13 protein-coding genes are annotated in these 14,790 nt (G+C 38.6%); 4 read left to right on the top strand and 9 right to left on the bottom strand.

All coding sequences use genetic code 11. From position 1 onward, the window contains the following. Positions 1-29 precede the first annotated feature (29 nt). Both RFH42_RS01270 and RFH42_RS01265 read right to left on the bottom strand, forming a co-directional pair. A complete protein-coding gene (locus RFH42_RS01270; protein ID WP_308973704.1) occupies positions 30-1,385 on the bottom strand; it encodes an amino acid permease in 1,356 nt (451 codons plus the stop codon). 112 nt (positions 1,386-1,497) lie between these two features. Continuing rightward, positions 1,498-2,862 carry an amino acid permease gene (locus RFH42_RS01265; protein ID WP_308973703.1) on the bottom strand — a complete coding sequence of 455 codons (1,365 nt, stop codon included), beginning with the start codon at positions 2,860-2,862 and terminating at the stop codon, positions 1,498-1,500. 260 nt (positions 2,863-3,122) lie between these two features. Between RFH42_RS01265 and prpF the strand changes: the two genes are divergently transcribed. Both prpF and RFH42_RS01255 read left to right on the top strand, forming a co-directional pair. Next, positions 3,123-4,310 carry a 2-methylaconitate cis-trans isomerase PrpF gene (gene prpF / locus RFH42_RS01260; protein WP_308973702.1) on the top strand — a complete coding sequence of 396 codons (1,188 nt, stop codon included), beginning with the start codon at positions 3,123-3,125 and terminating at the stop codon, positions 4,308-4,310. 273 nt (positions 4,311-4,583) lie between these two features. After that, a complete protein-coding gene (locus tag RFH42_RS01255; protein ID WP_308973701.1) occupies positions 4,584-5,498 on the top strand; it encodes a polyprenyl synthetase family protein in 915 nt (304 codons plus the stop codon). Between the two features lie 79 nt (positions 5,499-5,577). Here the strand turns inward: RFH42_RS01255 and oxyR are convergent, their stop codons facing one another. From oxyR to RFH42_RS01230, 5 genes are all read right to left on the bottom strand, one after another. Beyond that, positions 5,578-6,483 carry a LysR family transcriptional regulator OxyR gene (gene oxyR / locus RFH42_RS01250; protein ID WP_308973700.1) on the bottom strand — a complete coding sequence of 302 codons (906 nt, stop codon included), beginning with the start codon at positions 6,481-6,483 and terminating at the stop codon, positions 5,578-5,580. An 11-nt stretch (positions 6,484-6,494) separates the two neighbouring features. Further along, positions 6,495-7,433 carry an alpha/beta fold hydrolase gene (locus tag RFH42_RS01245; RefSeq protein ID WP_308973699.1) on the bottom strand — a complete coding sequence of 313 codons (939 nt, stop codon included), beginning with the start codon at positions 7,431-7,433 and terminating at the stop codon, positions 6,495-6,497. 53 nt (positions 7,434-7,486) lie between these two features. Then, a complete protein-coding gene (locus RFH42_RS01240; protein ID WP_308973698.1) occupies positions 7,487-8,662 on the bottom strand; it encodes an NAD(P)/FAD-dependent oxidoreductase in 1,176 nt (391 codons plus the stop codon). Between the two features lie 70 nt (positions 8,663-8,732). Further along, positions 8,733-8,897, bottom strand: coding sequence for a rubredoxin RubA (rubA, locus tag RFH42_RS01235; RefSeq protein ID WP_016655306.1), 165 nt, complete (start codon positions 8,895-8,897; stop codon positions 8,733-8,735). 248 nt (positions 8,898-9,145) lie between these two features. Next, complete coding sequence (locus tag RFH42_RS01230; RefSeq protein ID WP_308973697.1) at positions 9,146-9,808, bottom strand: hypothetical protein; 663 nt, start codon at positions 9,806-9,808, stop codon at positions 9,146-9,148. A gap of 192 nt (positions 9,809-10,000) precedes the next feature. On the opposite strand from RFH42_RS01230, the gene lysS reads away from it, so the two are divergent. Next, the gene (gene lysS / locus RFH42_RS01225) at positions 10,001-11,530 is read left to right on the top strand and encodes a lysine--tRNA ligase (protein WP_308973696.1); all 1,530 of its coding nucleotides are present in this window, start codon (positions 10,001-10,003) and stop codon (positions 11,528-11,530) included. 235 nt (positions 11,531-11,765) lie between these two features. Here the strand turns inward: lysS and RFH42_RS01220 are convergent, their stop codons facing one another. Further along, positions 11,766-12,935, bottom strand: coding sequence for an MFS transporter (locus RFH42_RS01220; protein ID WP_308973841.1), 1,170 nt, complete (start codon positions 12,933-12,935; stop codon positions 11,766-11,768). A 17-nt stretch (positions 12,936-12,952) separates the two neighbouring features. Then, positions 12,953-13,765: a 2,5-didehydrogluconate reductase DkgB gene (gene dkgB, locus RFH42_RS01215; RefSeq protein ID WP_308973695.1), complete on the bottom strand. Its 813-nt coding sequence runs from the start codon at positions 13,763-13,765 to the stop codon at positions 12,953-12,955. Positions 13,766-13,886: 121 nt separating this feature from the next. On the opposite strand from dkgB, the gene RFH42_RS01210 reads away from it, so the two are divergent. Then, complete coding sequence (locus tag RFH42_RS01210; RefSeq protein ID WP_308973694.1) at positions 13,887-14,777, top strand: LysR family transcriptional regulator; 891 nt, start codon at positions 13,887-13,889, stop codon at positions 14,775-14,777. Positions 14,778-14,790: the final 13 nt, after the last annotated feature.

Genomic DNA, 14,790 nt, shown 5'->3' with positions numbered 1-14,790 from the left:
AACAATAACTTTTAAAATTTTAATTTAACTTAATTTTTCTTGTTTTTGAGTAAACGGAATAAAACATAAACAATTGTTATCCAAACAGGAATGAGAATAACTGAAAGTTTTAATCCTTCTTGCCACATAATAAATAAAATAATGGCAATAAAGATCAGAACCAAAATATTACTCAAGGGTGCCCAAAGTGCAGGGTAACGACGAGTAATATTCTCTGCTTTTAACTGTTTCATAAAGTTGAGATGAGTTAATGCAATCAATGCCCAGTTAAGAACTAAACCTGTTACTGCAACATACATCAGATTTTTTAAAGCTTGTTCAGGTACAAAGTAGTTTAAAATTACACATCCAAAAATCAGGATTGAAGAAAAAATGACAGCTGGAGTTGGCACACCTTGAGCATTCACTTTTGCAAAAATTTTAGGGGCATTACCTTGAGTCGCTAAGCCATAAAGCATACGACTATTACCATACATGCCACTGTTATAGACTGAAATGGCTGCAGTTAAGATAATAAAATTAAGTAGATGTGCAGCCCAACCAATTCCAAGTTGACTAAAGATCATCACGAAGGGGCTTTGATCTAAGCTACCTAATTGTAGTTGGTTCCAAGGTACAAGCGATAAAATGATGGTAAGAGAGGCAATATAAAATACTAAAATACGCCAAACAACTTGGTTAATTGCAGTAGGAATATTCTTACTTGGGTTTTCTGCTTCAGCAGCAGTCATACCAATAAGTTCAATTCCACCAAAGGCGAACAGCATGAAAGCGAGCATAAAAAACATACCACTAAAGCCATGAGGAAAAAAGCCGCCATGAGTCCAAAGATTACTAATGCTTGCGGTTGATTCAGGTCCAGCAGAAATTAATAAATATAGACCAAATAAGATCATTGAAATAACAGCAAAGACCTTAATAATGGCTAACCAAAACTCTGATTCACCATAAAAACGTACATTGGCTAAATTAATAAAAGTGACGATACAGAAAAATACCAACACAATGATCCAAGCGGGAAGATCAGGCCACCAGTATTGAATAAAGGTTGCAATTGCTGTGAGCTCAGTCATGGCGACGAGTACGTATAGAATCCAATAGTTCCAACCAGCCAAGAATCCTGCAAAAGGTCCCCAGTATTTGTTGGAGAAATAACTAAGAGATCCTGCGACTGGCTCATGTACAATCATATCGCCAAGTTGACGCATGATGAGATAAGCAATAAATCCGCAAATGGCATAGCCTAAAATCGTTGCAGGGCCAGCAGATTGAATGACATGTGCAGAGCCTAGAAAAAGTCCAGTACCAATTGCACCGCCCATGGCAATGAGCTGTATATGTCGATTTTTAAGACCTCTTTTTAGTCCTGAATCTGTTGTGCTCAAGGTTGTCGTCCATTGATTTAAAAATAAAAGGGAAATGCTTCAACTCGCATTTTGCCTGTACATGTTTGTGTATAGGCAGCATCGGGCAGTAGATCTACTGCCCGATGTAGTTTTAAGAAGTGGATTGATTCTTTGGTTTTAATGCTTTAAAGAGAATCCACATTAAGATGATCCAGATAGGAATCATGATGACAGATTCTTTAAAGCCAACTTTCCACATAATACCGAGTACTGTTGCAATAAAGATCAATACAACAATATTACTAAATGGAGAGGCAATCGCTTTAAATTTAGATGGAATACCTAACTGTTTTTGTTTACGTATAAAGATCCAATGCGTGATACTGATCATTGCCCAGTTCAATACCAATGCTGCTACCGTAACGTAAATTAAGTGACTTAATGCTTCTTCAGGAACTACGTAGTTAAGTAAGACACAACCAAAAATAAGTACAGATGAAAAGATAACAGCTGTTGTAGGTGTACCGTGTTTATTTAATTTACCAAAAGCTTTAGGTGCATTTCCTTGTTGTGCAAGACCAAACAACATACGGCTAGTGACATACATCGCACTGTTATAAACAGAGAGTGCAGCAGTCAAAATAATAAAGTTAAGTAGGTTTGCAGCCCAGTTAATCCCCAGTTGATTAAAAATATAAACAAATGGACTTTTATCTAGTGTTCCTAGTTCTAAACTATTCCAAGGAATAAGTGAGAGAATGATAGTGATTGAGCCTATGTAAAATACCAAAATACGCCAAACAACTTGGTTGATTGCTTTAGGAATATTTTTTTCAGGATCTTCAACTTCTGCAGCTGTCATGCCAATGAGTTCCATACCACCAAAGGCAAACATTAAAAACGCCATCATCCAAAATAAAGATTCATAGCCATTAGGGAAAAAGCCACCGTGACTCCATAAATGACTAAAACTTGCTGTGCTACTTACACCAGGGACTAAAATTAAATAAAGCCCAAATAAAATCATTGCAATAATTGAAACAACTTTAATTAAAGAGAGCCAAAATTCTGATTCACCATAAACTTTTACATTGGCAAAGTTAATTAAAGTGATACAGATAAAAAAGAATAAGCTACTGCTCCAAGCAGGAATATCGGGCCACCAGTAGCTAATAAACTTGGCAACGGCTGTTAGCTCTGTCATGGCGACTAGAATAAATAAAATCCAGTAGTTCCAGCCTGCAAGCATGCCAGGAAAGCTGCCCCAATATTTATTGGCAAAATGACTGAAAGAACCTGCAACAGGCTCATGTACAATCATTTCACCTAAATGTCGCATGATGAGAAAAACAATAAGACCGCCAATGGCATAACCTAAAATGACTGAAGGTCCAGCTTGTTCTATTAATTGTCCTGAACCTAAAAATAAACCTGTACCTACAGCACCACCCATGGCGATTAATTGTACGTGACGGTTTTTAAGTCCCCTTTTTAATTGTCCTGATGTTTCGCTCACTTATCTTCGCTCATTATGGAGAAATAATGGCAGATTGTAATAGATTGGTCACAGTAAGCCTAGTGATAAACCTAGATTAAGCGATCACAACACTGAAAAGAACTTTACTTATATTTTAATTTTATTAATGAATTTATTTTGCCATAAGCAAATATTTTTAATACTTAAGTCATGTGCTTCAAGATTGATGAAAAAAAAGGATATGATACAGTCGACAACGTCGTTTTATACATCACAACAATATAAAGGAATGTTAGATCATGAGTTATGCAGCGCAAATAAAAATACCAGCCACTTATATGCGTGGGGGCACAAGTAAAGGGGTTTTTTTTAAAGTTGAGGATTTGCCTTTAGCTGCGCAGCAGGCAGGTGCAGCACGTGATCAGGTGTTATTGCGTGTAATTGGAAGCCCTGATCCATATGGTAAACAAATAGATGGTATGGGGGGAGCAACATCTAGTACGAGTAAGACTGTGTTGTTGAGTAAAAGTACTCGTGCTGATCATGATGTTGATTATTTGTTTGGTCAAGTTTCAATTGATAAGGCATTTGTAGATTGGAGTGGTAACTGCGGCAATCTAACTGCTGCTGTGGGATCATTTGCAATTAGTCAAGGATTAGTGGCTGCGGATCGCATCCCTGAAAACGGTTTTTGTACGGTACGTATTTGGCAGGTTAATATTGGTAAAACAATTATTGCCCATGTACCTATTACAGGTGGTGAAGTGCAGGAAACAGGTGATTTCGAACTTGATGGTGTTACATTCCCTGCTGCAGAAGTTCAAATTGAGTTTCTTGATCCTGCCGATGAAGGTGAAGATGGGGGAGCAATGTTCCCTACAGGACAATTGGTTGATACTTTAGAAGTACCTGAAGTTGGAACTTTTCAAGCGACACTAATAAATGCTGGTATTCCCACTATTTTTATTCAAGCTGAAGCCTTGGGTTACACGGGTACTGAATTACAAGATGATATTAATTCAGATCCAGTTGCTTTGGCACGGTTTGAAAAAATCCGTGCATATGGTGCATTAAAAATGGGATTAATTCAGGATGTAGCAGAAGCTGAAAAACGCCAACATACCCCTAAAGTCGCTTTTGTTGCAGCACCTAAAACATATACTGCATCGAGTGGCAAACAGATTGAGCAACAAAATATTGATGTATTAGTTCGTGCATTATCAATGGGTAAACTACATCATGCGATGATGGGTACAGCCGCAGTTGCAATTGGTGCAGCAGCAGCAATTCCGGGTACTTTGGTAAATCTTGCAGCTGGTGGTGGTGAAAAACAGGCTGTACGTTTTGGTCATCCATCAGGTACATTACGAGTAGGTGCCGAAGCACAACTTGAAGCGGGGCAATGGCAAGTGAAAAAGGCCATTATGAGCCGAAGTGCACGAGTACTCATGGAAGGTTGGGTGCGTATTCCTGCTGATTGTTTTTAATTGAGTGTTTTTATATTTATTTCTCTCAGTTGTAATTTTAAAAAAGCAGGTCATTAACGACCTGCTTTTTGCATTGTATTTAATATTCTTAAATTAAAATCAATTATTTCAATGCGCTTGTACTAAATTATTCGATAATGTGAATGCTTTTGGTATACACTCGCAGCTGTCATGAATTGTCATGATTAAAGTGATTTAACTTGAAAATCTCCTTGACCGTGTACGGATTGAGCTTCAATTCAATGTTCGGCATAGTAAAAATTCGAGGCTAATGTGACGACCCCTCTTAAGCTTAATGCAGAAGTGCTTGATCAAGCACAGCAACAGATTCAAGCGGATTTACAAACAACGCTTGCCGCATTTTCAATTCCTGAACCCTTAAAGTCTGCGGTGTACCACGCTGTGATGTTGGGTGGAAAACGCGTACGTCCTGCACTGAGTTATGCAACATCTCATTTGTTTGCCAATAACCCGAATTACGCAGCAGTACGTCGTGCAGCCGTTGCAGTAGAATTGATCCATTGTTATTCATTGGTGCATGATGATCTACCTTGTATGGATGATGATCAATTGCGCCGTGGACAACCTACGTGTCATGTTGCATTTGGTGAGGATAGTGCTCTACTGGCAGGTGATATCTTACAATCTATGGCATTTGAGGTCTTAGGTAGTCGTTTATTTGATGGTGCCCATACGACTGTTGACGCATCAATCGTATTAAAGCAAATGCAAATATTGGCTACAGCAAGTTCAAAAATGGTCTGTGGGCAAGTGCTTGATTTACAGGCTGAGTCTAAAAAAGTTGATCAGGCTCATCTTGAAGAAATTCATCGCAATAAAACAGGTGCATTAATTCAGGCTGCAATTATGATGGCAGCTGTAACCATTTATCCCTTTTCAGATGAAGCCTTGCCACGATTAAGACAGTTTGGACAAGCAATTGGTCTCGCCTTTCAGGTACAAGATGATATTTTAGATGTCACTGCTGATACTGAAATGTTAGGTAAAACAGCAGGAAAAGATGAGCAGGTAGAAAAGTCTACATATCCTGCATTACTTGGTTTGCCGCAAGCACAGCAATATTTACAACAATTGCATCAACAGGCGATGGAAACTTTAACTTATTGGGGTGATGATGCTAAAGAGCTTAGCGCAATTGCTCAGTTTTTATTATCACGAAAAAGTTAAAATCACACTTTTCGTGTATTGCATTAAATTAAAAGCCTCAACAATGTCATTGTTGAGGCTTTTTAGTCTGCTATAAAAATTAGCAGATTTCTTTACAGATTTTTTGAAGGATTTCCAATAACACCTCAAACTCATTATGTAAGGGCGTGCTCTTACGTGTAACAAGTGCTAAAGAACGAGAAGGTGCATCACTAATTGATTTGACTAATAGATGTTCATTGTTTGTTAGCATTGAAGCACGAGTCGCAATCTGTGGCATGAGAGTAAAACCAAGATTGGCATTGACCATTTCAACTAACGTTGGCAATGAGCTGGCTTTTAGATGATGTTCACTTTTACGTTCATCGATTGGACAGGCGCTGAGTGCGTGATCGCGTAAACAATGTCCTTCTTCAAGTAACATTAAATGCGCTAAATTCAAATCATTTAAGCTTGTTGCATTTGCAGACTCAGTATCATCAACATTACAAACGAGATGAAGACTTTCTTTTGCAACCTCTGCAACTTTTAGACCTCGGGTATCAAAAGGCAATGCCAAAAATACCATGTCTAAATGACCATGCTCTAAGCGTTCAATAATTTTTTCACTTTGAGCTTCATGTAGATGAAGTTGAATTTTAGGCAGATGAGTATGCACTTCTTCAAGTAAGCGAGATAAAACAAATGGCGCAATAGTAGGAATAATACCTAAATGTAAATCACCTGTGAGTGGTTCACTCATTTCACGACTTAGACGCATTAAATCTTGAGCATCTGCCAATAATACACGGGCTCGAGCGACAACCTGTTCTCCTAACGGAGTTAAACGTACATTTTGTCGGTCGCGTTCAACAAGTACACCACCAAGTAAACGTTCGAGTTCCATGATGCCGCCAGACAAAGTCGATTGGGTAACAAAAGATCGACGTGCAGCTTGGGTGAAATGTAAGGTTTCAGACAATGTCACCAAGTATGACAGCTGTCTAAGAGAGGGTAATGCAGCCATAATATCCTAGTCTAAGATTGAAAGTGATCCGCAAATAAACTGCTAAGTTTAGGGATAAAGTGCGGTGGGATATCGTGTCCCATTCCCTCAATTAACGTAAACTTAGCACCCGAAATTGCTTTAGCAATCGCCTTACCGTGACTCGGTGGCAGTAAGCGGTCGCGAGAGCCATGCACTACCAATGTGGCAGTACTGATTTTCTTGTCCAAATGTAATAAAGAACCAGTACATAATATTGCTAAAAACTGTTGAAGTACACCCGTTGGATAATAACTTCGTTGGTAAAGCTTACGCGAAGTTTGTAATGTATCAATTTGATGAATATAACCTGGTGACCCAATCGTCTGAAAAACCTTCAACGAGTGATTAATAATAACATTTTCATCACGTGATTTTGGCTTTGCCAATAAGGAAGCGAGTTGCTTCGGAAAAGGAGGAGGCAACATTGTTTGGTTATTACTACTAAATAGAATGCCTAATTTACTAATTTTGTCTGGATGCTGAGCTGCAACAATTTGCGCGATCATTCCCCCCATAGAAGCTCCAATTAAGTGAGGGCGTTCTAAATTTAACCGATCAATTAATAGCACGACATCATTGGCCATATCATGCAAATTGTAGGGTGCGCCGTGGTTTTTAAGGCCAAGTGCAAATCGTCCCATTTGTTGTAAGCGAATACGTGGCTTATGGGAGTGGGAAATTTTAGTTGAAAGACCAATATCACGATTATCAAAACGAATTACGCGGAAGCCTCGATCAATAAGTAGTTTGCAAAAGAAGTTAGGCCAAAATAAAAGTTGAGCGCCTAGACCCATAATAAGAACGATTGCGGGATCTTCAGCTTTACCACCAATCTCAACATGGAGCTGTACACCATTTCCCAAGTCTACTTTAGCTTCTTGCATGTAAGGCGTATAGGGTGACACATCAAAACGTAATGTACTGTTCATGATATAAGTCCTACAATTCGGGCATATTGAAACTCAACATGCCCTGAGTTTGATCATTCAGCAACGGGTACTAAATCGGGCACTAATTTGGTTAATGCCAAACGTTGTTTTGCTGCTGTAGCACCCAACAATACAAAGGCTCTGAGTGTACCAGCAGTATCAATTGCTTTAGAGAGCATACCATCTTCAAAAGATTCAGTTTGCCAATCTAATTCAATATTGAGTGGGGCAGGGAGTACAGTAAGTGGGGCAGCAGGTGTTTTCACTGCGACAGGCATAGCTGGATAGTGAATAGCAGTATTTTGATGGTTCAGTGTTTTAGCCAATGCACGTGCTTGTTGCATGAGTGGCATGACATAAGGCAGAACCAAATCTGCAACCTCAACACAGTCACCAAGTGCATAAATATCTTGTTGATTGGTTTCAAGCATTGGATTAGTCAGAATACCGCGATTACATTTAATTTGTGCATTTTGTGCCAATTGAGTATTCGGTTGTAGTCCAATTGCTGAGAGAACAAGGTCAGATTGAAGTATCTGGCCATTAGACAAATGGACTTGATAGCCATTTTCTACTTTATTCATTTTTTCAACAGTGGTTTTAAAGTGAAAGCGAATGCCAGTTTGTTCAAGTTTTTCTTGAAATGCTTCAGCAACATGACTTGGCATTAAACGTCCAAGCGCATGTGGAGCAAGGTCAACGATGTCCACTTGATGACCTGTATGTTGTAAGTCATTGGCAAATTCACAGCCAATTAATCCTGCACCTAAGATTACGATATTTTTATTTTGACTTTGTTCAATACGTTGACGAAACTCTCTATAGTCATGCAGTGAGTTAACCACAGGAACTTCATCTTGATTTATACCCGCAAAGGCTAAACGAATTGGGCTGGCACCTAAAGCTAACACAAGTTTTGCATAGTCTAGATTTGATTGTTGGCCATCTTTAATCAACTGAATTTGGTGATTAGCAGCATCAATCTGAGTAACCGTCGTATGCGTCATGATTTGCATATTGAGTTGTTGGCTCATTTTCTGCGCATCTGCTAATGCAATTTGATCAGGATGTTTGTTGGCTGCGAGTGCATTTGATAATGTTGGTTTTGCGTAGTTCGCTGCATCATCTGCACTGATCATGATTAGCGCTTGATCTGGATTGAGTTTACGAAATTCACGAGCAAGGGTGTAACCTGCCATACCAGAACCAATGATGACGATGGGATGCATGCTGTTCTCCATGATGATTTAAGCGAAGTGTACATAAAAAAAGACCATGTGATCATGGTCTTATAGAGGATCAGATTTCGATCATTTCAAAATCTACTTTAGAAACACCACAGTCTGGGCAAGTCCAATCATCTGGAATATCTTCCCATTTTGTTCCTGCTGTAATGCCATCTGCAGGCCAACCTTCAGCTTCATCATAGATCCATCCACAAACGATGCACTGATACTTTTTCATCTATTTCTCCAAAACCTAAAGAGGATCATTTTTCCTCGTCGGATATATACCTTTTACCGCATGATATTGCTATGACTTGTTGATGTACATATGCAATGAAATTGTTACGCAGTTCTTATACAAATGTAAAGAAAAACTGGAGTTTAACTGTTGTTAGCAAAAGCTGAATGGCTGAATAGGTCAAAATATAGGGTGATTGGGCTAATTCAGCGCATTTTCATAGGATTGTAATGCGCTGTAGGTTAACGTTATATGTATTTGTTCTCATATTTTTGCACTTCGGGTAAAGACGAGCAGTTAAAATCAAAGGGTTGTACAGTAACAAAATTCACGGGATGTCCATCTAGATTTACACTATAAAATTCATATTGATTAACTAACTTATCGAGTCCTAAAAAGTTTTCTCCATGATGTGGGGCATTGAGAATTTTGTATGTGTTAATTTGACCGGTTTTAGAGACATTAAACTGTAATTCAATATGAAACTTACGAGTTTTAGTATCATAGATGTGCTGATATTGTGCTTGTGTGGGATCGAGTTGACAAATTTCTCGTACAAAATTTATGTTCCAAGTTTTTGTAGGCTGATATTTGTACCTAATGTAGGGAATGAATTTAACTTTTAAGCTAAAACGATTCTGAGCTGTGAGAGGTGCTGGAGGTACAACATCATTAGACTGTATTTTTTGAGTGCGATAGCGCTGTTCTAATTGTTCGAAACTGACTTCTTTGGCTAATTCAATTGCTCGATTATTTAACTGGTTTAATTTTGGATGTGGATTGGTCAAATGAGTTGAAACTGTTTTTGTAGAGGGGGTGGCTTGAAGTTCAAATAGCCACAAATAGTTTTGGGTTTGAATATTAGTGGATTCAATTTTGGTTGTTAACGTGAGTATTTCGGTTTGAGCCATTATCGATTGAGCCGAAATTTGATGAGTAATAAGGGTAATAAATAAGGCAAAAACTATTTTTTTTATCTTAGTATTGAATAAGTTTTTGATTTTAATCATACGGTTGTATTGATAAAGCCACTAAAGTTGTACGCATTATTGTGTTAATCTGCTATGCTACGCAACTTACTTTTTTATCTTATCGAGGCAGACATGACGCAACAAAACGTTCAATCGACTTCTGAACCCACTATTTCCGAAAACGATTTAATCGCACAGCGTCATGCCAAGCTTAAACAGATCAAAGAGACTGCTGCTGAGAAGGGTGTAAGCCCTTGGCCAAACACTTTTAAACGTAAAGATTACGCTCAAGATTTACAAGATCAATTTGCAGATCAAGACAAAGCTCAGATTGAAGCAGCTGAACATGTTCATGTTGCTGTTGCTGGTCGCGTGATGTTGAACCGTGGTTCGTTTATTGTTATTCAAGATATGACTGGCCGTATTCAACTTTATGTTGACCGTAAAGCTTTAGATCCAGAGGTGTTAGCTACAATTAAAGCGCTAGACCTTGGTGATATTATTGCAGTACAAGGTTATATCGGTCGTTCGGGTAAAGGTGATCTTTATGTTCATATTGAAGAATTTGAACTTTTAACTAAATCTTTACGCCCACTCCCAGACAAGTTTCATGGTTTAAATGATACTGAAGTTAAATATCGTAAACGTTATTTAGATTTAATCGTTAACGAAGACACACGTAAAGCATTTGAAATTCGCGCTAAAGTGGTTGCAGGTATTCGTGAATACTTGACCAATGAGCGTTTTATGGAAGTTGAAACTCCAATGATGCATGTGATTCCTGGTGGTGCGTCTGCACGTCCATTTGAAACGCATCATAATGCTTTGGATATGTCTCTATATTTACGTATTGCACCAGAGCTTTATTTAAAACGTTTGGTTGTTGGTGGTTTCGAACGCGTATTTGAAATTAACCGTAACTTCCGTAACGAAGGTGTTTCTACACGTCATAACCCAGAATTTACCATGATTGAGTTCTATCAAGCTTATGCAGATTATAAAGATCTCATGGCTTTGACTGAGAATATGTTGGAAAAACTGGCTATCGATATTTTAGGTAGCACTGATGTACCTTATCAAGGTGAAGTGTTTAGCTTCAAAGGTCCATTTAAGAAAATTTCAATGTTTGATGCGATCTTGGAACATAATCCAAGCTTCACAGCTGAAAATGTTGCGGACCGTGAGTTCTTAGCAAAATTTGCAAAAGAAGAATTAAAACAGGAAATTAAACCAGGTTTCGGCCTAGGTAAGCTACAAACAATCGTATTTGAAGAAACAGTTGAAACTGAGCTACGCCAACCAACATTTATTACTGAGTACCCAGCTGAAACATCTCCGTTGGCACGTCGTAATGATGATAATCCGCATATCACTGACCGCTTTGAGTTCTTTATTGGTGGTCGTGAATTGGCAAATGGTTTCTCAGAATTAAATGACCCAATTGACCAAGCTGAACGTTTCCAAGCTCAAGTTGCTGAAAAAGACGCAGGTGATGATGAAGCAATGCATTATGATGCTGATTTCATTGAAGCACTTGAATATGGTTTACCTCCTACAGCGGGTCAAGGGATTGGTATTGACCGTTTGGTAATGCTTTTTGCTGATGCTGCAAGTATTCGTGATGTGATTTTATTCCCACATATGCGTCGTAAAGAAGTTTAATTCTCCAATAAATAGTTTTTGAAAAAGCTGCTCAATTGAGCAGCTTTTTTTATTTGTAGTGCCATTAAGCAATTAAAATTATCTTTCGGTTCTGCTTTGTTTTTTATAAACAGTTTATTAATTTTTTAAAAGGTTAAAGCGGTTAATCAAAATAACACGGAGTTAGTACAGTAAAAAGAAAGGGTCTCAATTGCCTTGAAACCCTTTCTTGTATAGTGTGTTTAGGTGAGCAGTACTAGCTTTTTAATACTTCAGCTGAGCGTTCAGTCACTTTCATTTGATATCCGACCAAAGCTAAACTCAGGGCAGCAAGTATTGCACCTAAAATAGAAATTTCTGCATAGCCCATCCCTAAGCTGAGAACAGCACTACCTGCCGCAGCACCTAAAGCATTACCCAAGTTAAAAGCACCAATATTAACCGATGCTGCAAGACCAGGTGCTTCATAGGCAACGGACATCACTGCAATTTGTATTGGTGGAACAATGGCAAACGCTGCAACTCCCCAAATGAATAATGCAATGCTTGCCCCTAGTGCTGTTTGTGCAAGTATTGGGAACACTAACATGGTCACTATTAATAAGAGAAGAAAACCAATGAGTGTTTTATACAAAGATTGGTCAGCAAATTTTCCACCTAAATGGTTACCTACGGAAAAACCAATACCAATGACCACAAGCATATATGTGATGAACATTGGGCTTGCATGGGTCAGATTTTGTAGACTGGGTGCTATATAGGTATAAAGGCTAAACATTGCACCAGCACTAAAAACAGTGGTGAGTAAAGCGATAATCACAGTTGGGCGGATAAGAACTTTAAGTTCATCTTTGACATGTGGTCGTTGTCCAACTAAATCTAAAGGAATAGCTTTGTAAAGGGCAAACATTGTTACTAGACCAAGCAAAGCAATTGCCATAAATGATGTGCGCCAACCAATATTTTGTCCTACCCAAGTAGCGAGCGGTACACCTCCAATGTTGGCAAGAGTTAGTCCCATAAACATTGCGGCTACGGCACTACTTTGTTGCTCTTTGGGTACTACACAGGTTGCTACGACCGAACCAATACCGAAAAATGCACCATGATTTAGACTGGTAATGACACGGGCACCCATGAGACCCCAATAAGTCGGTGCAATTGCGGCCAGTATATTACCAATCGTAAATATTGCCATGAGTAGCACAAGTGTTTTTCTACGTGGCAGATGCCCCAATAATAATGTCATAAAAGGTGCAGCCAGCATAACACCCAGTGCATAAGCACTAATGAGCATCCCAGCAGTTGCTATAGAAATATCTAAACTTTGTGCAATCTGGGGCAGAAAACCCATTGGAGAAAATTCAGTAGTGCCAATGGCAAAGGCACCAATTGCCAATGCCAATAATGGTGGATTGATTTTGATCATGTCAATAATAGACCTTAAAAATCCCAAACTGGCGCAAGCTCAGCTGGATTCACTTCACGACTTTGACGTTCAAGCCCTGCAATAAGAGACATATCTTCTGCACTCAGTTTAATTTGTTGCGCTTGTAGGTTTTGTAGCAAGTGTGGTGCTTTGGTTGAAGATGGAATCACGCTATATCCCAATTGTAGCGCCCAAGCTAAGGCAACCTGTGCAGTACTGGCTTGGTGCTGTTCTGCGATTTGTTTCAAGATAGGATCTTGTAGGACTTTGCCATAGGCGAGGGTCATATATGAAGTTACATCAATATGTTGGCTATTGAGAAAATCGACCAATTTTTGGTTTTGTAAATAGGGACTCAGTTCAATTTGATTGGTGGCAATATGTTCAAGACCAATAGCATCAATAGCTTGCTGTGTTAAATCAATATTAAAGTTAGAGATACCAATATGATGGGTTAAACCTTGTTGTTTTGCTTCTAATAGATTTTGCATCATTTCAGATACACTAATGCCAAGCTGCGGTGCAGGCCAATGAATTAGCGTGAGATCAACAGCATCGGTACGTAGTTTTTGCAGACTTTGCTTGAGGCTCGGAATCATTTTATCTGCAGTTAGATTCTCAGTCCAAATTTTAGTCGTTAAAAATAATTCATCTCGATTAACCTTACTTTCTGAGATGGCTTGTCCAACTTCAGCCTCATTACCATATATTTGCGCAGTATCTACTGCACGATATCCTAACTCTAATGCTGTTTTAATTGAGTCAATTAATGGTTGGCCAGAAAGACGAAAAGTACCTAGACCAAATTGAGGAACAATACGTGACATGTTATTTACTCTGTAATATGAAGTTGCGTTTATTTTCTTATGATTTAGCTTGCTTAAAAATAGGGAAATAATCAAAATATTGTTGATTAAAAATCAAGAATTCATTATTGAGGGAGTAACAGTGAAATCAACTCTTGATGAGCTGGTCGCATTTATCAGTATTGTTGACAGTGGTTCAATTGTGGCAGCAGCTGAACAATTAGCACTTACCACCTCAGGTGTGAGTCGTTCTTTACAGCGTTTAGAAAGTAAATTGCAAGTTACACTGCTTGAGCGAACCACAAGAAAAATTAAATTGACTCAAGAAGGGCAGTTATTTTTACAACGTGCACGCAAAATTGTTCATGATCTCAATGATGCAGAAGATGCCTTGCTCAAGTCTGATCGTGATACCGCGGGTTTGATTCGTATAGATTCGGCAACACCTTTTGTCCTGCATGTGATCACCCCTCTGTTAACAGAGTTTACCCAGTTATATCCAAATATTGAGATTGAATTAAATACCAATGATCAAGTGATTGATTTACTTGAGCATAAAACGGATATTGCAATTCGATTTGGCGAACTGAATGATTCAAGTTTGCATGCTAAATTGCTCTGTACTAGTCGTTTATATTTGGTCGCGAGCCCAGATTATTTACAACAATATGGTCATCCGAATACGCCTGAAGAAATCCTAGCGCATAGCCATATCGGATTTAGTAAGGTCGCAAAGTTGAATGAATGGCCTCTTTATATTGATGGAGAGCGTTTACAATGTAAGGCTCATCTCAAAGCCTCAAATGGGGAAACTGTACGGCAGTTGGCATTGCAGGGCTTGGGAATTGCTTGCTTATCTGCCTTTTTAGTTAAACAAGACATCCAGCAAAATAAGCTCGTTGCGTTGTTTGAGGAATATCTAGAAATGCATGAACAAAAAATTCATATTGTTTATTATCAGCAAGAACATTTGCCTAAACGTGTTCGCTTATTTATCGATTTTTTAACTGAAAGAGTATGTAATTTCTTATAAATAACAGGGCATT

The sequence above is a fragment of the Acinetobacter rudis genome (assembly GCF_031157835.1).
Taxonomy (GTDB): Bacteria; Pseudomonadota; Gammaproteobacteria; order Pseudomonadales; family Moraxellaceae; genus Acinetobacter; species Acinetobacter rudis_A.
The sequence above is the reverse complement of the archived record's forward strand: the minus strand, read 5'-3'. Positions and strand labels throughout refer to the sequence as shown.

Coding starts and splice junctions, on each gene's coding strand:
- oxyR (WP_308973700.1), bottom strand. CDS start 6,483: ATGGCTGCATTACCCTCTCTTAGACAGCTGTCATACTTGGTGACATTG.
- prpF (WP_308973702.1), top strand. CDS start 3,123: ATGAGTTATGCAGCGCAAATAAAAATACCAGCCACTTATATGCGTGGG.
- RFH42_RS01230 (WP_308973697.1), bottom strand. CDS start 9,808: ATGGCTCAAACCGAAATACTCACGTTAACAACCAAAATTGAATCCACT.
- lysS (WP_308973696.1), top strand. CDS start 10,001: ATGACGCAACAAAACGTTCAATCGACTTCTGAACCCACTATTTCCGAA.
- rubA (WP_016655306.1), bottom strand. CDS start 8,897: ATGAAAAAGTATCAGTGCATCGTTTGTGGATGGATCTATGATGAAGCT.
- RFH42_RS01245 (WP_308973699.1), bottom strand. CDS start 7,433: ATGAACAGTACATTACGTTTTGATGTGTCACCCTATACGCCTTACATG.
- RFH42_RS01240 (WP_308973698.1), bottom strand. CDS start 8,662: ATGCATCCCATCGTCATCATTGGTTCTGGTATGGCAGGTTACACCCTT.
- dkgB (WP_308973695.1), bottom strand. CDS start 13,765: ATGTCACGTATTGTTCCTCAATTTGGTCTAGGTACTTTTCGTCTTTCT.